Source organism: Arthrobacter sp. MMS24-T111 (genome assembly GCF_054888995.1).
Window position 1 is genome coordinate 3526001 of record NZ_JBTZRO010000001.1, and the last position, 15667, is coordinate 3541667.

Below are 15667 nucleotides of genomic sequence, written 5' to 3' on the forward strand. Positions count from 1 at the left end.
GCGGCATGCCCTGCGGCAATCCGCCGGTGTCCGCGGGGCGCGGTGCGGCCGTGCGCGGGCCCGACTAGGCTATGGCCATGAGTGATCCAATCATCATCCTGACAGAAGAACCCCTGGGCGCGGACGACCGCCTGAACATCGAACAGCTCGTGGACGGGTCCGACAGCAGCCTGGTGGTCCTGGTGCCGGCCAACACCGAGCGTCACCTGCTGGTGGATTTCCTGGAAAACCTTTCCATGCTGGACGTGGCGAAGGCGTTCCGGGAGCTTGCGGGCGGCACTCCGGATGACGCCGCCGAGCGGGCCCATGCGGATGAGACACTCGCAGCCTCCCTCGCAGCACTGGCGGGGCTGGGCTCAGGGGTCACCGGCCAGGTGGTGGCCGGCAAGGCGGTGGACAGCCTCGTCGCCAAGGTTAAGGAAACCGGAGCCTCGCAGGCGGTGGTGATCACGCGGCCGCACGCCGTGGCGGATACGTTCCATACCGACTGGGCCAACAAGGCTCAGGACCAGCTCGGCGTTCCCGTCCTCCACCTGTACGCGGGTTCGGGATTTATCGGCGACTCCTGAGCGTTGGTAATGCCATGAGCATCTTTGGAAACAGCATTTTCGGTCATAAGGCAACGGGCATGGTGGACGCCGGCGGGCAAGCTGACAGCACGGCAAGCGCTGCGACGGAATCGCCCGTGCAGAAAAGCGAGGCCCAATGGCGGGAAGAACTGACACCGGAGGAGTACCGGGTCCTCCGCCAGGCCGGCACGGAACGCCCCTACACCGGCGAATACTGGGACACGCATACGGCCGGGGTCTACCAGTGCCGCGCCTGCGGGACTGAACTGTTCACCAGCAATGAGAAGTTCGATTCCCATTGCGGCTGGCCTTCGTTCTGGGCCCCCCTGGCCGAGGGCACCGTGCGGTACATCCACGACCGGACTTTGGGCATGGACCGCGTGGAGGTCCGCTGCGCCGCGTGCGACTCCCACCTTGGCCACGTATTCGAGGGGGAAGGCTACGGCACTCCCACGGACCAGCGGTACTGCATCAATTCCGTGTCCCTGCGGCTCGTGGAGAAGGAAAGCCCGGACGGCGCCCCGTCCGGGACGTAGGGCGCGGTCCCCTCACGCTGGTGCCAATCAACCAGTTCCATGCAGGCCTCGAGGGTCGAGGAAGCACCCGAAGACCAACAGTTTCTTACGCTTAGTGCTGCCGGGCATAAGTCATTCTGGTTGCTTGTTACGCTCGCCAGAGTAGCAAGCAACCAGAAAGGCAGCCGACGATGACAGAGGCCCTGACCACCGCCGTGGCGGGAATTTCCGCCCGGAACGAAGACTGGCTCCGGCTCAAGGGCGCCGCAACCGCCCTGCAGGCCTTCCAGGCCCAGGACGGCTCGGTTCCCGAGGCCGGAAACCACCCCGAGGCCTCCCGGCACGTGTCCGCCATCATCGACGCCATCCAGGCGCTCGCTCCCGCGTTCCCCCACGACGCGGCCTACCTGGACGCCCTTCGCCAGGACTTCTCCGCGTGGGCAGCCGGCGGATTCGCAGTGCCTGACTTCCTGGCCTCACTGCTGGCATTCGAGCCCCAGCAGCAGCGCCAGGACGGCCTCCAGCACCTGGTGGTCTTCCCCATGTATACCCAGAACGGGAGCAGCCACCGGCTGGTGGAAGCCGTGCTCATCGAGGTCATCTGGCCCGAATTCATTGTCGGCCTGGAGGCCGGGGATTACTCGAACAAGCTGTTCGTCCCCATCCGTTTCCTGGACTTCACCCCGGGCTACGACACCAACTCCGCCGTGCTCTTTCCCGAGACCGTGGCCGTCAGCCAAACTCCCACCTTCACCTGGGGCGCCATCTTCGCAGACCGCGAAGCAGCGAGGTTCCGCCGCGTCCTCAAGGCCGCTGCGGACATCACCTCGCTGGAACTGCCGCCAGGCGCCGCCGAACTGCTGGCCGACCAGGACCTCACCGAAGCCACCTTCGTCATGTGGGACCTCATCCACGACCGGACGCACATGCGCGGCGACCTGCCCTTCGACCCGTTCATGATCAAGCAGCGGATGCCCTACTTCCTGTACTCCCTCGAAGAACTCCGCTGCGACCTCACCGCCTTCCGCGAATCGGTCCGGATCGAGAAGGACGACGACGCCGACCCGCAAGCCCGGCGCCACGCGAAGCTGGTGCAGTACGCCATCATCTTCGACCGCATCTTCCGCTTCGCCATCACCGGCAGCCGGGTCCGGAACTATGACGGCCTGGGCGGCCAGCTCCTCTTCGCCTGGCTCCACCAGCAGCATGTGCTGCACTGGACGGACACCCGCCTGACCATCGACTGGGACGAGGTGGCAGACGCCGTGATCGCCCTGGGCGAGAGCATCGACGAACTCTACTGGCGCTCGATCGACCGGCCCAAGACAGCACACTGGCTGGCCGCTTACCAGCTGGTGTCGGCTACCGTCACCCCCAACCCGGCCTCTGTCTGGGCCAAGGGACCTGACGCCCTGCCGTTGCTTGGAACCCCGCGCGGACTGACGGACCAGGTGCTGGACGACGAATTCCCGCTGTCCATGTTCTACGAAGCATTGGAGAAGAAGATGCGCCCGTTCATCGAATCGACCGCCGGAATCACCGGCCGGTCAGCACTGTGAGCCAGTTGCCGGACGGCACGGCATTGACCGTACTGGTGGCCGGCGGCAGCGGTGCGTCCGGAATTGCCGCTGCCCGGGCCCTGGCCGCCGCGGGGCACCGGGTGGCCACGGTGGGTTCGGATGCAGCCCGCATCAAGGCGGCCGCAGAGGAGGCGGGCGACGGCGTCACACCCTTCACGTGCGACCTCGCCGCGCTGGCCGAGGTCCGCCGGCTGCGTGACGACATCGGCCGCTCCCTGGGGACGGTCGACGCGGTGATCCACCTGGTGGGCGGCTGGCGGGGCGCCACGGGCATCGCCGACCAGTCCGACGACGACTGGGAGTTCCTGGAACGCGGCGCCATCACCACCCTGCGCAACGTCTCCCGCGTCTTCTTCGAGGACATGGCCGGCTCCGCCCACGGCCGCTTCGCGATGGTGTCCTCCACCTCACTCGAGAAGCCAACCGCGGCACTGGCCAGCTACGTGGCCGCCAAGGCCGCCGCTGAAGCCTGGACCATGGCCATGGCGGACGGCTTCCGAAAGGCTTCGACGGACGGCGGCGGACAGGCGGCCGCTGTCGTTCTGGCCGTGAAAGCCCTGGTGGACGACGGACTGCGCCGCAAGCATCCGGAGCGGTCCTTCCCCGGGGCGACGGACGTGGCCGACCTCGCGGCCGCCGTCGTCCGGCTGCTTGGCACGCCCGCCGCCGAACTGAACGGTGCCCGGCTCCGGCTGGCGGACTGAGCGCCGCGACTGTCCCTACACTGAAAGCGTGAGCAATCCAATGACGACAACAGCAGAAACACGTGCCCCGCAGCGGCTGCACGACCCCGGCGTGCGCGGGTTCGCCTCCGACAACTACTCAGGGGTCCACCCCGAGATCCTGGCAGCCCTGGCCGCCGCCAACGAGGGGCACCAGGTCTCCTACGGCGAAGACGACTACACCGCGCGGCTGCACGAACTGATGGTTGACCACTTTGGCCCGGGCATCGAATGCTTCCCGGTCTTCAACGGCACCGGCGCCAATGTGGTGTCGCTGCAGTCGCTGCTCCCCCGCTGGGGCGCCGTGGTATGCGCCTCCACGGCCCACATCAACATGGACGAGAACGGCGCACCCGAACGCGTCGGGGGCCTGAAGCTGCTCCACGTCCCCACCCCCGACGGCAAGCTGACGCCGGAACTCATCGACCGGGAGGCCTGGGGCTGGGGTGACGAGCACCGCGCCCAGCCACTGGCAGTCTCGATCACCCAGACCACGGAACTGGGCACCTGCTACACCCCGGAGGAAGTGCGGGCCATTGCCGACCATGCCCACGCGAAGGGCATGAAACTGCACATGGACGGGGCGCGGCTGGCCAATGCGGCCGCCCACCTGGGCGTCCCGCTGCGGGCCTTCACCAGCGATGCGGGCGTCGACATCCTCTCCTTCGGCGGCACCAAGAACGGGCTGCTCTACGGGGAGGTGGTGGTGGCCCTGAACCCGGAGGCGGCCCACGGCCTGGTGTACCTGCGCAAAATGGACATGCAGCTTGCCTCGAAGATGCGATTCCTGTCCGCCCAGTTCATCGCCTTGCTCGAAGGCGACCTGTGGCTGCGTTCGGCCTCGCACGCCAACGCCATGGCCACCCGGCTCCGCGCCGCCGTCGACACCATCGACGGCGTCCGGCCCACCCAGGAGACGGAGTCGAACGGCGTATTTGCCGTCCTTCCCCCGGCGTGGCCGACCGGCTCCGCGGCTCCTTCCGTTTCTACGACTGGGACGAGGCAGCCGGCGAAGTCCGGTGGATGTGCTCCTTCGACACCACGGAGGAGGACGTTGATGCCTTTGCCGCCGCGATCCGGCACGAACTCCGGGACTACCGGGACGGCCGGACCGGGTGACCGGGTGACCGGCCCGCGACGGCGAGCCTTCCCGCGGTGCCGCGTCTTGCCCCGTAATCTGCCAAGGTGAACGCACTTGACCAGGTTCCCCCGGCTTTCGTCCATGCCTTGGGAACCCTCAGGAAGGCACAGTGCCGCAGTGAACTGCGCCTCGCCGAGATCCCGGCACCCGCCCGCCTGGCACCCTTCGCCGTGGCTCTGGGCGCCGAAGTCATGGCGCCCGGCGCCGGCGCCCCCGCAACTCCGGTGCACGGCCCGGCAGCCATGGCCTTCGCCTCGGCCCCGGCCCCGGCCTCGGGGGACGAGGACGAAACGGAACTCGCCACGGGGCGTTTCATCCTGCTCCACGACCCCGACGGCTCGGCCGTCTGGGACGGCGAGTTCCGCATCGTCACCTATATCCGCGCTGAACTCGAACCGGACATGGGCAACGACCAGATGCTGGGGACCGTGGCCTGGACCTGGCTGGTGGAGGCGCTCGAAAACCACAACGCGGCCTACCGGGCGGCCGGCGGCACCGCCACGCGTGTCCTCTCCGAAAGTTTCGGCACCCTGGCCGGCCGCCCGGGCTCCATCGACATCGAACTCCGGGCCTCCTGGACACCGGATTCCTCCGACGTCCAGGCCCACCTGGAGGCGTGGTCGGACATGGTGTGCACCTTCGCCGGGCTGCCGCCGCTCCCCGACGGCGTCACCGCCCTCCCGCACCGGCGCCGAAACTGACCGGGCTTTGACGGACCTGCCCGGTAAACTGGGGAAACCATGACCCCAAACATTCCGGAAAACACCACAGCCGGCGTCCCGGCTGCTGCTGCCGCACCCCATATCACCGTGGAGGGCTTCGACAGCCCCATCCCCGAAATCATCGACCTTGACTCGCCCCGCGACGGCGTTCCCCTGGTCATCGAAACGCAGTCCGGGCTGGAACGCTGCGCCGCCGCCATCGCCGCCGGCACCGGACCGGCGGGGGTGGACGCCGAGCGCGCTTCCGGATTCCGCTACGGCCAGCGGGCGTTCCTGGTCCAGATCCGTCGCGAAGGCGCCGGGACCTGGCTGATTGATCCCGAACCCTTCGGGAACCTGGGCATCATCAATGACGCCCTGCGCGGTGTGGAGTGGATCCTGCATGCCGCCAGCCAGGACCTGCCCTGCCTTTCGGAACTTGGCATGTGGCCGGACAAGCTCTTCGACACCGAGCTCGCCGCACGCCTGGCCGGGCTGCCCCGGGTGGGCCTTGCCGCCGTCATCGAGCAGCTGCTGGGGTTCGGGCTGGCCAAGGAGCACTCCGCGGCCGACTGGTCCACCCGCCCGCTTCCCGAACCCTGGCTGCGTTATGCCGCCCTCGACGTCGAGGTCCTCACGGAGCTGCGCGAGGAACTCATTGAACTGCTGCAGGCTGACGGGAAGCTGGAGTACGCGGAGCAGGAGTTCGCCGCCATTCTTGCTGCCGGGATCGCTCCCCCGCGGGTGGATCCTTGGCGGAAGACCTCAGGCCTGCACCAGATCCGGGACCGCCGGCAGCTTGCCGCGGTCCGGGAGCTCTGGCTTGAACGCGACTCCCTCGCACAAAAGCGCGACGTCGCGCCTGGCCGTCTCATTCCGGACTCCGCCCTGGTGGCAGCGGCCAAGGCCATGCCCGCCACGGTGCCCCAGTTGCTGGGAACCAAGGGCTTCCACGGCCGGGCGGCGCAGCGCGAGGCACCGCGCTGGCTCCGGTGCATTGCCGCCGCGCGGGACCTCGAGGACCTGCCTCCCCTGCACCTGGCCACCAACGCCCCACCACCGCCGCGGGTCTGGGCAGACCGGGATCCGGAGGCCGCCGCCCGGCTGGCCACCGCGCGGCCGCTGCTCCAGGAGAAGGCCGAGGAACTGAAGTTGCCCCTGGAGAACCTGCTGACGCCGGACTTCCTGCGGCGCGTGGCCTGGCGCCCGCCTGCCGAGGTCACGGAGGAAACCATTTCCGCCGAACTGCGGACGCTCGGTGCCCGCCGGTGGCAAGTGGAACTGGCGGCACCGCTGATCGCGGCGGCTTTCCTGAACCCGCAGCCGCTGCCGCCCAGGGAGCCCAAATCCGCTGCCGCCGCGGACGACCAGTAACCAAGGCCTCCGGCCCTTGCGGCCTAAGTTACTCACGAGTAACATCGGTGGAACCGACGCCATGCTGCTGCCGTCCTCCGGCATGCATCCGGCGCTACGTCTCGATGAGGAGTTACACGTGAGCCAGCACGGAAGCGGCGCATCCCCGCGCACTGTCCGCGACGTCGTCTTTGTGGACGGCATCCGCACACCCTTCGGCAGGGCCGGCGAGAAAGGAATCTACGCCGGGACCCGGGCCGATGACCTGATCGTCAAATGCATCCGCGGCCTGCTGCGCCGCAATCCGTCCCTTCCGGCGGAGCGGATCGATGAAGTAGCTGTCGCCGCCACCACCCAGACCGGGGACCAGGGGCTCACCCTCGGCCGGACCGCCGCGCTGCTGGCGGGACTTCCGCGCACGGTCCCGGGCTTTGCCATCGACCGGATGTGCGCCGGCGCCATGACCGCCGTGACCACCACGGCAGGCAGCATCGGTTTTGGCGCCTACGACGTGGTGATCGCCGGCGGAGTGGAGCACATGGGCCACCATCCCATGGGCTCCGGCGCAGACCCCAACCCGCGGTTCATGTCCGAGCGCCTGGTGGACCCGGCGGCCCTGAACATGGGCAACACCGCCGAAAACCTGCACGACCGGTTCCCGGCGATCACCAAGCAGCGTACCGATGCCTACGCGGTGGCCTCTCAGGACAAGCTTGCCGCCGCCTACCAGGAAGGCAGGATCCAGCCGGACCTGGTTCCGGTGGCCGCCCGGAAGCCGGGCCAGGGCTGGACCGTCCACAGCAAGGATGAACCACCCCGCCCCGGCACCACGATGGCGGACCTCGAATCCCTTCGCACGCCCTTCCGCGCGCACGGCAGGGTCACCGCCGGAAACGCCGCCGGGCTGAACGACGGCGCCACCGCCGCTGTCCTGGCGTCCTCCGAGGCCGCCGCCGAACTGGGGCTGCCCGTGAAGATGCGGCTGGTCAGCTACGCGTACGCCGGCGTGGAACCCGAGGTCATGGGCATCGGACCGGTACCGGCCACCGAGAAGGCCCTCAAGAACGCCGGCCTGACCATCGACGACATCGGCCTGTTCGAGATCAATGAAGCTTTCGCCGTGCAGGTCCTAAGCTTCCTGGACCACTACGGCATTGCCGACGACGACCCCCGGGTCAACCGCTACGGCGGGGCGATCGCCGTGGGCCATCCGCTGGCATCATCAGGAGTCCGGCTGATGATCCAGCTGGCCCGGCAGTTCGAGGAGGACCCCTCGGTGCGCTACGGCATCACCACCATGTGCGTGGGACTGGGAATGGGTGGCACAGTGATTTGGGAGAACCCGCACCACCCCGACTACAGCGGAGCCCCCTGGGGCAGACCGCCGCCACCACCGTTTCCGAAGGAGCCACCGCATGAGCGCCGCAGATTACCGCAAGTTGGCGGATCTTTTCCCCAACGAAACTGTCACCCACTCCTACGTGCAGGACATCGTCCTTCCGGGCACGGACGGCAAGCCGGGACCTGGCACATTCGCCCTCATCACCCTCGATAACGATCTCGACCACACCAAACCCACCACCCTGGGCCCCAACACGCTGGTGGAACTCGGTACGGCCCTGGAGGGCCTGCGCGAACGTGCTGTTCGCGGCGAGATCGTGGGCGTCGGCGTCACCGGAAAACCACACTACCTGGTGGCCGGTGCGGACCTCTCCGCGGTGAAATCGCTGGAAAAGCGTGAGCACGGCCTGTGGATGGCACAGTTGGGCCACGACGTCTACGCCACCCTGGCAAACCTTGGCGTCCCCAGCTTTGCCTTCATCAACGGGGCAGCGCTGGGCGGTGGCCTGGAAATCGCCCTGCAGTCCACGTACCGCACCGTGTCCACCGGTGCCGGGGCCCTGGCCCTGCCGGAGGCATTCCTTGGGCTCGTTCCCGGGTGGGGCGGCGTCTACATCCTCCCCCGCCTGGTGGGCCCGGAGAACGCCGTCAAGGTCATGATCGAAAACCCGCTCAGCAACAACCGGACCCTGTCCGGCCCGCAGGCGTTCGCGCTGGGCATCGCCGACGCCCTCTTCGAACCCGCGGATTTCCTGGAACAGTCGCTGGCATGGGCCGCGGAAGTCATCTCCGGCGACGTCGTTCCGGAACGCGCCAACGCCGTCGACCCTTCCGCCACCGGGGTGGAAGCCCGCTGGCAGGCCGCAGTTGCGGCCGGCCGCAAGTTCGTGGAGGCCAAGACGTCGGGCGCGTCGCCGGCGCCGGGCAAGGTCCTTGACCTCCTCGAGGCCAACCGCACCATGACGGCGGCGGAATCCGCCGCCGTTGAGTGCGAGACGCTGGCCGAGTTGATGCAGACCGATGAGTTCCGCTGCACCGTGTACGCGTTCCTGGACCTGGTGCAGAAGCGCGCCAAGCGGCCCGCCGGGGCGCCCGACCGCAAACTGGCCCGCCCCGTCACCAAGGTGGGCGTGGTGGGCGCCGGACTCATGGCCGGCCAGCTGGCGCTGCTCTTCGCGCGCCAGCTTAAGGTGCCCGTTGTGCTGACGGATATCGACCAGGCCCGCGTTGACAAGGGCGTGGCTTACGTCCATGCCGAAGTGGACAAGCTGCTGGGCAAGAAACGCCTCAGCCAGGACGCCGCCAACCGCACCAAGGCGCTGGTGACCGGCTCGGTATCCAAGGACGCCTTTGCGGATGCGGACTTCGTGATCGAGGCGGTCTTCGAAGAACTCAGCGTCAAGAAGCAGGTGTTCAAGGAGGTTGAGGCGATTGTCTCGCCGGAATGCATCCTGGCCACCAACACGTCCTCGCTGTCCGTTACGGCGATGGCCGAGGACCTGGAGCACCCGGAACGCCTGGTGGGGTTCCACTTCTTCAACCCCGTGGCCGTGATGCCGCTGCTGGAGGTTGTCCGCGCCCCGCGGACTGACGACGCCGTGCTGGCCACTGCTTTTGAACTGGCGAAGGCCTTGAAGAAGAGCGCCGTCCTGGTCAAGGATGCAGCCGCATTCGTGGTCAACCGCATCCTCCTGCGGTTGATGGGAGAGGTCACCGCGGTATTCGATGAGGGAACCCCGGCCGAGGTGGCCGACACCGCGTTGCGGCCCATGGGACTCCCCATGACCCCCTTCACGCTCCTGGCCATGGTGGGCCTCCCCGTGGCGCAGCACGTCCAGGAGTCACTGCACGCAGCATTTGGCGACCGCTTCCCGGTCTCATCCAACCTGGCGGCGCTCATCGACAACAACGTGAAGGCGCTCTGGGAAACCGCCCCTGACGGTACCCGGGCTATCCCCGCCTCCACCCTTGAACTGCTGTCCTTCGGCTCCAGCCCCTCCACCGGGGAGCAGGTGCTGCGGCGCGTCCAGGATGCACTGGCCGAGGAGATTGGCCTGATGTTGGACGAGGGCGTCGTGGCAGGACCTGAGGACGTGGACCTGTGCATGATCCTGGGCGCCGGCTGGCCCCTGTTCCTCGGCGGCATCACGCCCTACTTGGACCGGGTGGGAGCGTCGGAGCGGGTGAACGGACGGCGCTTCTTGGCCCCCGGCGTGGCGTCCCGCCCCGCCTAGGCACTCCGGGTCCAACCTGACCCTTCCCGCCCCACCAGGCGCTGCGGGCGGGGATGGTCAGGCAGGAACCAGGCGGCCGCTGTCGAGCGCCAGGAAGCGGTGGGCCGCCGAACGCGCGTAGCCCAGGTCATGGGTGACCAGCACGACGGCGGCGCCTTCCGCGGCTGCCCGGCGGACGGCTGCGTCCAGCAGGGCCAGCCCGTCGCCGTCCAGCGCCACGGTGGGTTCGTCCAATGCCAGGACGGCCGGCTTGCGCGCCAGGACGGTGGCCAGCGCCAGGAGGCGCCGGGCAGACGCCGGCAGTTCGGCGGGGTGTTCGTTGGCAGCGCCTGCCAGCCCGACTGACTCCAGCGCCGCCGCAGCACGGTGGGCAGCCTGGGCCGCACCGACCAGGTGGTCAAGGCCAAAACCGACCTCCCGCAGGGCGGACCGTTCGAACAGTTGGTCGCGGGGCTGCTGGAACAGCAGGCCCACCGAAGCCGCCGTCCGCCCCACGGGTGTGCCGGAGATGTCGGCGCCCCGCACGTGCACGGACCCCGCAGTGGGACGGAGCAGTCCGTTGAAATGTCGCAGGAGGGTGGATTTTCCCGCCCCGTTGGGGCCGGTCACGGCGACGATCTCCCCAGGATGGACGGCGAGCTTCGATCCCCCGCAGCACGGGTGCAACGCCACCCGGCAGCCCCGCTAGCGCGGCTTTCCGCCGCCACCTGCCGCCCCCCGGCACGGCCGGGTAGGCGAAGTCGACACCCCGCAACTCCAACGCGGGGGCCCCCGTCTGCGGCGTCACGGGACGGGGCCCGGACACCGGGGTCGTCACGGCGGCGGGGCGGCGGATGGCGGGAGGCACCGCCCCGGAGCCGGCCTCCATGGCGGCGGGCGGACCGCTGGCGGTGACGGTCCCGCCGGACAGCACCACCCACGTCCCGGCCTCCAGGAGCAACGGATCGATGGCTTGGCTAAGGATGACGACGGCGGTCCCCCGGTCCAGGAGGTCCCGCACCACGGCGGCGAGCCCGTCGGCGCCGGCCGCGTCAAGGGAGGCGAACGGCTCGTCCATGACCAGCACCGGCGGCCCGGTAATGATGGCACAGCCGATTGCCAGCCGGCGGAGCTGGCCGCCCGAAAGCCCGGCGGGATCCTGGTCCAATTGATCGTGCAGGCCCAACAACGCTGCGGTGCGCCCCACCGCGGCCTGCATGGCTGTACGTTCCATCCCGGAGTTCTCCAGGCCGAACGCGAGTTCCTCGGCCACGGTGGACCGAACGGTGGACAGGACCGTGGCAGCGTCCTGTGGAACGAACCCCACGTGCCGGCCCCACTGGGCCGGATCGATCCGGGGCTCGTCGGGGCCGCCGTCGAACTCGAGCCGGGAACCGGACAGCTCCAGGAAGCCGGCCAGCGCTCCGTCGCCGCCCGGCGGCAGCCACGCAGCCAGCAGGCGGCCCAAGGTGGACTTGCCGCTGCCGGAGGCGCCCAGGATCGCCGTGAAGGAGCCTGCCGCGAAGGAAACCGTGACGTCATGCAGGGCCGCTGTTTCGTCGTCGTGGAACGTAAAGGACCGGATGCCGGCTGCCAGGACCGGGTGGTTGCCGTGGATGGCGCTTTCGGCGTCCCTCAGGGGCTCAGGCACTGGCACCTGCCTGTACCAGCCGCAGCACCAGCGCTGCCGCGGCCGCCAGCACCAGGACGGCCCGTGCCGTGCGCTGCAGCCGCGAGTCGGGCACGTCCCGGTAGCTGGTGCGGGGTCCGGTGTTGCTGAGTCCCCGGGCTTCCAGGGCCGCGGACCGGGTGCCGGCATCCTCCACCAGGGACAGGACCAGGGGGACCGCCTGGAGCCGGAACGCGGCAAGCCTGGACACGAGGCTCCGCGTCACTACCAACCCCCGCGACTCCTGGGCCTGGCGGATCCGCCGCGCCCGGGCGCTGATGGCCGGCAGCAGGGTCAGGGTGGAGGCCAGGACGAACGCAAACCGGCCCTGCACGCCGCGGGCGGACAAGGCCGCCACGAGGTCCGGGAGGCTGACATTGAACGAGAAGACCAGCAAGGCCAGGATCACGGCGCCCAGCTGCAGGATCCGCTGGCAGGCGAACCCGAGGCCCTCGGCCGTGACCCGGGCAGGTCCCCATGCGGCCAGGACGGTGGTTCCCTCGGGGAAGAACAGCCCGTGCAGCATCAACAGCGACAGGCCCAGGGGAACCAGTATTGCCGCGGCGGCGGCCAGCACGCGGCGGGCGGTGCCGCCTGCCGCCGAGAGACCCAGGGAGGCGGCAATCACGGTGAGCGACAGCGGCCAGCTGCCGGCCGCCGTCGTGATAACCGCCGTACTCCCGGCAGCAGCCAGCAAGGTCAGCGGATTCAGGCGCACCGGCCTGGCCGGCCCGGCGGCACTGCGTTCAGGGGATGCGGTCACAGCGGTGCGGTCAGTTGTCCCGGATAGTGCCCTGTGCCGGCGCCTCGCTGGTCACGGCCGTGGCCTTGCCTGCCAGGACACGGTGGCGGCGCAGGAACGGGAACTGCTGCCGGGCCCGGCGCGGCAAGGCGTAGACGAGGATGGCCACGATGGTGAACACGATCGCCTTGTCCATGGGGTCGGAGATCAGTGCCTGCTTGGTGATGGCCGCCAGGAGGGTGTCACCCATGGCACGGAAGGCGCTGACGATCGCGCCGGTGGCCACGCCCGAGGTTCCGCCGAAGACAAACGCGGCCACCGGGGCAGACACCACACCGGCGATGATGCCGGTGACGAAGCCGGCCACCGGGGCGAGGTAGAAACGGCGGAAGAGGCCGTAGCGGGCGGCGAGCCCGGCCAGGCAGCCGATGAGGGCGGCGCCTGCCGCGAACGGCAGCACGGTGGGGTTGAAGAAGGACCAGACGATGCTGCTGAGGGCGCCGGTGGCAGCGCCCGCGGCGGGACCGGCCAGGACGGCGATCAGCACGGTACCGATCGCGTCGAGGTAGAACGGCACCAGGGTGCTGCCGACGAACTGGCCCAGCACGATGTTCAGGACCAGCGCCACCGGGATCAGCACCAAGGTGGATGCGGGAAGCGTGGGCAGGACGGCCACGATGAGCAGGGCCGCCCCGGCCAGGAAGCCGGAGAGTGCGATCAGGGCCGAGGCACTGCCCGGGCCTCCGGTGATGTCGGCGGGCTGGTTCAGGACCAGGTAGACGTAGGTTGCGGCGATGGCCAGGGCGCCGAGGATCTCCAGCAGCCGGCGACGGCGGGCCGCCGGGCGTTCCTGGGACGGAAGCGTCAGGGAGGGCGATGACATGGGAAATGTTCCTTCGGGTGCGGGCAGTGGCCCGGCAGAACCGGGCTGGGGTGGGGCTGCCTATGTCACCTCGGCAGCAGCCGGCGGCAACTGCGCCGGGCCGGTCCGTGGCCCATTCTACCGGGCATTTCGGGGCCGGAAGCCGGCAGTGGTCCGGCAATCCGGCGCGCCCTGGACGGCCATTAGGCTGGCGGCCTTCCCACCCGCCGGGCCAGGCCGCCGACGGCGGACACCAGTTCGCGGAAGGCCTGCTCCGGGTTGTTGCCGGAAACAATCCTGGCGTTCGGCGGAGCGCCCCAGAGCCCGCGGAAATCGGCCACCGTGGTTCCCATCAGCAGGGGCGAGCTGGTTTCGACGTCCACAGTGGCCGGGCGGACGTCGTACTCGAGCGTGCCCGCGGCAACTCCGGCGGCGAAGAAATCATGGACGTGTGCCACATAGCCCTGGTCGTACAGCCGGTGGAACTCGAAGTAGAACCGCAGTGCGTCGGACAGATGGCGGATGAGGGTGTTGCCGGACGTGCTGCGCAGGCCCTCAGGCTGGTCCGGCAGGACCAGTTCCGGCACGGCTGCACCGGCAGCCTCGGAGAGCTTCCGGACGTGTTCCGGGCGCAGCTCCATCCGCTCGGTGGTGTCCAGCGAACAGACGATGGGCAGCTTCGCCAGCGGCTTTCCGCGGTACGCCGCGAACACCTCCTTGGCAGCGTGCGGGTCAACGTGCGTGTTCCACTCGGCCGTCGGGGTGGTGTTCCCCTGGTGGTAGAAGCTCCCGCCCATGATCACCACACCGGCCAGGAGGTCCGGCAGGCCGGGCTCCCGGCGGAGCGCCAAGGCGAAGTTGGTCAGCGGCGCCGTGATCAGGGCGGTGAGCTCACCCGGCCTGGCGCGGGCGTGTTCGATCCACAGGTCGACGGCGTTCCGCGCCGAGACCTGTCCCGCGGGCTCGGGCAGCACCGCGTAGCCGATCCCCTGCGGCCCATGGGTTTCGGGTGTGGTGGTGAGCGGGATGGACAGCGGCCCACGCGCCCCGATGGCCACCTCGACGCCCGGCCTGCCGCACAGCTCCAGCAGTGCCAGGGTATTCCGGGCCACCTGGTCGGCGTCCACGTTTCCAGGCGTTGCGGTGACGGATACGAATTCCGTCTCCGGCAGCGCGGCGAGGTAGGCCAAGGCCAGGGCGTCGTCGATGCCGGTATCGACGTCGAGCAGATATGAGGTCACAGTCGCTGTATGGTGCTCTGGGGTTTCCGGTGTCCTAGAAAAGGGCAACCTTGGGAACGGTGGGGAAGATCGCATCCAGCTCTGCGAGGTCTTCGGCCGAGGGCTGCCAGTCGGCGGCCGACGCGTTCTGGCGGACCTGCTCCGGTTTTGTTGCGCCCGCGATCACGCTGGCCACGGACGGCTGTGCAGCCAGCCAGGAGAAGGCCACCTCCACCTCGGTCAGCCCGCGTTCCTTGGCGAAGAGGCTGAACCGGCCCAGCTGGTCCCAGTCGGCGTCCGCCACCATGTTGGTGCGTGTGTGGCTGAGGCGGGAACCGTCGGGCGCGTGGCCGGGCGCGTACTTGCCCGTAAGCAGGCCGTTGGCCAGCGGGAAGTAGGGCAGGACGCCGAGGCCAAGGGCTTCGGCGGCGGGGGTGACTTCCTGCTCTGCACGGCGGTCCAGGAGGTTGTAATGGTTCTGGGTGGAAACGAAGCGCGCGCCGCCGAGTTCGCGGGCCACGTACTCGGCCTGGGCGATCTGCCAGCCGGCCCGGTTGGAGTGGCCGATGTACCGTACCTTCCCGCTGCGGACGAGGTCGTCCAGCGCAGCGAGGGTCTCGTCGATGGGCGTCAGCGGGTCCGGAGTATGGAACTGGTAGAGGTCGATCCAGTCGGTGCCGAGCCGCCGCAGTGATGCTTCGACGGACTGGATGATGTAGCGGCGGGAGCCCCGGTCACCGAAGTCGGGGCCGTTCGCGCCCTGGGTGTCCATCCCGAACTTGGTGGCCACCACGGCCTGGTCCCGCCGGTTTCCCAGCGCCTTCCCCAGCATGGTCTCGCTCAGTCCCGGTTCCCGGCCGTAGTTGTCCGCGACGTCGAACAGCGTGATCCCGGCCTCCAGTGCTGCGGAGACGACGGTGTCCGTGCCTTCCTGCGACTCGGTGGCGGTGTTGGCGCGGCCCAGGTTGTTGCATCCGAGGCCTACCGTGGAGACGGTGAGGCCTGATTTTCCAACGCGGCGGTAACTGGTCACGGACGA

General features: G+C 69.1%; 12 protein-coding genes and 3 pseudogenes. 9 read left to right on the forward strand and 6 right to left on the reverse strand.

Features of this window, described 5'->3' with window-relative positions; all coding sequences use genetic code 11:
* Nucleotides 1-77 precede the first annotated feature (77 nt).
* The 9 genes and pseudogenes from ACX5I6_RS16595 to ACX5I6_RS16635 all read left to right on the forward strand — a co-directional run bounded on the left by ACX5I6_RS16595 (nt 78) and on the right by ACX5I6_RS16635 (nt 10156).
* Nucleotides 78-569, forward strand: a complete 492-nt coding sequence (locus ACX5I6_RS16595; RefSeq protein ID WP_285248911.1) for a hypothetical protein — start codon at nt 78-80, stop codon at nt 567-569.
* A gap of 59 nt (nt 570-628) precedes the next feature.
* Entirely contained in the window at nt 629-1105 is a 477-nt protein-coding gene (msrB, locus tag ACX5I6_RS16600) for a peptide-methionine (R)-S-oxide reductase MsrB (protein ID WP_461841743.1), read from the forward strand.
* Nucleotides 1106-1275: 170 nt separating this feature from the next.
* Nucleotides 1276-2643 carry a DUF6421 family protein gene (locus ACX5I6_RS16605; protein WP_461841185.1) on the forward strand — a complete coding sequence of 456 codons (1368 nt, stop codon included), beginning with the start codon at nt 1276-1278 and terminating at the stop codon, nt 2641-2643.
* Complete coding sequence (locus tag ACX5I6_RS16610; protein WP_461841186.1) at nt 2640-3368, forward strand: SDR family NAD(P)-dependent oxidoreductase; 729 nt, start codon at nt 2640-2642, stop codon at nt 3366-3368. Before ACX5I6_RS16605 ends, ACX5I6_RS16610 begins: the two co-directional genes overlap by 4 nt.
* 40 nt (nt 3369-3408) lie before the next feature.
* Nucleotides 3409-4505: pseudogene (locus ACX5I6_RS16615) on the forward strand (threonine aldolase family protein).
* Between the two features lie 66 nt (nt 4506-4571).
* Nucleotides 4572-5228, forward strand: a complete 657-nt coding sequence (locus ACX5I6_RS16620) for a DUF3000 domain-containing protein (RefSeq protein WP_461841187.1) — start codon at nt 4572-4574, stop codon at nt 5226-5228.
* A gap of 39 nt (nt 5229-5267) precedes the next feature.
* Nucleotides 5268-6602 carry an HRDC domain-containing protein gene (locus tag ACX5I6_RS16625; protein ID WP_461841188.1) on the forward strand — a complete coding sequence of 445 codons (1335 nt, stop codon included), beginning with the start codon at nt 5268-5270 and terminating at the stop codon, nt 6600-6602.
* A 118-nt stretch (nt 6603-6720) separates the two neighbouring features.
* A pseudogene (locus ACX5I6_RS16630) lies at nt 6721-8000 on the forward strand (thiolase family protein).
* Complete coding sequence (locus ACX5I6_RS16635; RefSeq protein WP_461841189.1) at nt 7997-10156, forward strand: 3-hydroxyacyl-CoA dehydrogenase NAD-binding domain-containing protein; 2160 nt, start codon at nt 7997-7999, stop codon at nt 10154-10156. The pseudogene ACX5I6_RS16630 and the gene ACX5I6_RS16635 overlap by 4 nt, the downstream one beginning before the upstream one ends.
* Before the next feature lie 57 nt (nt 10157-10213).
* Here the strand turns inward: ACX5I6_RS16635 and ACX5I6_RS16640 are convergent, their stop codons facing one another.
* The 6 genes and pseudogenes from ACX5I6_RS16640 to ACX5I6_RS16665 form a co-directional block, all read right to left on the reverse strand.
* The gene (locus ACX5I6_RS16640) at nt 10214-10828 is read right to left on the reverse strand and encodes an energy-coupling factor ABC transporter ATP-binding protein (RefSeq protein ID WP_461841190.1); all 615 of its coding nucleotides are present in this window, start codon (nt 10826-10828) and stop codon (nt 10214-10216) included.
* A 427-nt stretch (nt 10829-11255) separates the two neighbouring features.
* Nucleotides 11256-11792: pseudogene (locus tag ACX5I6_RS16645) on the reverse strand (ATP-binding cassette domain-containing protein); the annotation flags it as partial.
* Nucleotides 11779-12567, reverse strand: a complete 789-nt coding sequence (locus tag ACX5I6_RS16650; RefSeq protein ID WP_461841191.1) for an energy-coupling factor transporter transmembrane component T — start codon at nt 12565-12567, stop codon at nt 11779-11781. The gene ACX5I6_RS16650 and the pseudogene ACX5I6_RS16645, both read right to left, overlap by 14 nt.
* 10 nt (nt 12568-12577) lie before the next feature.
* On the reverse strand, nt 12578-13429 hold the full coding sequence (locus tag ACX5I6_RS16655; protein ID WP_461841192.1) for an ECF transporter S component: 852 nt from the start codon (nt 13427-13429) through the stop codon (nt 12578-12580).
* Between the two features lie 182 nt (nt 13430-13611).
* Nucleotides 13612-14649, reverse strand: a complete 1038-nt coding sequence (locus tag ACX5I6_RS16660; protein ID WP_285248918.1) for a nucleoside hydrolase — start codon at nt 14647-14649, stop codon at nt 13612-13614.
* Between the two features lie 34 nt (nt 14650-14683).
* On the reverse strand, nt 14684-15661 hold the full coding sequence (locus ACX5I6_RS16665; RefSeq protein ID WP_285248919.1) for an aldo/keto reductase: 978 nt from the start codon (nt 15659-15661) through the stop codon (nt 14684-14686).
* Nucleotides 15662-15667 lie beyond the last annotated feature (6 nt).

Coding starts and splice junctions, on each gene's coding strand:
- ACX5I6_RS16595 (WP_285248911.1), top strand. CDS start 78: ATGAGTGATCCAATCATCATCCTGACAGAAGAACCCCTGGGCGCGGAC.
- msrB (WP_461841743.1), top strand. CDS start 629: ATGGTGGACGCCGGCGGGCAAGCTGACAGCACGGCAAGCGCTGCGACG.
- ACX5I6_RS16605 (WP_461841185.1), top strand. CDS start 1,276: ATGACAGAGGCCCTGACCACCGCCGTGGCGGGAATTTCCGCCCGGAAC.
- ACX5I6_RS16625 (WP_461841188.1), top strand. CDS start 5,268: ATGACCCCAAACATTCCGGAAAACACCACAGCCGGCGTCCCGGCTGCT.
- ACX5I6_RS16635 (WP_461841189.1), top strand. CDS start 7,997: ATGAGCGCCGCAGATTACCGCAAGTTGGCGGATCTTTTCCCCAACGAA.
- ACX5I6_RS16655 (WP_461841192.1), bottom strand. CDS start 13,429: ATGTCATCGCCCTCCCTGACGCTTCCGTCCCAGGAACGCCCGGCGGCC.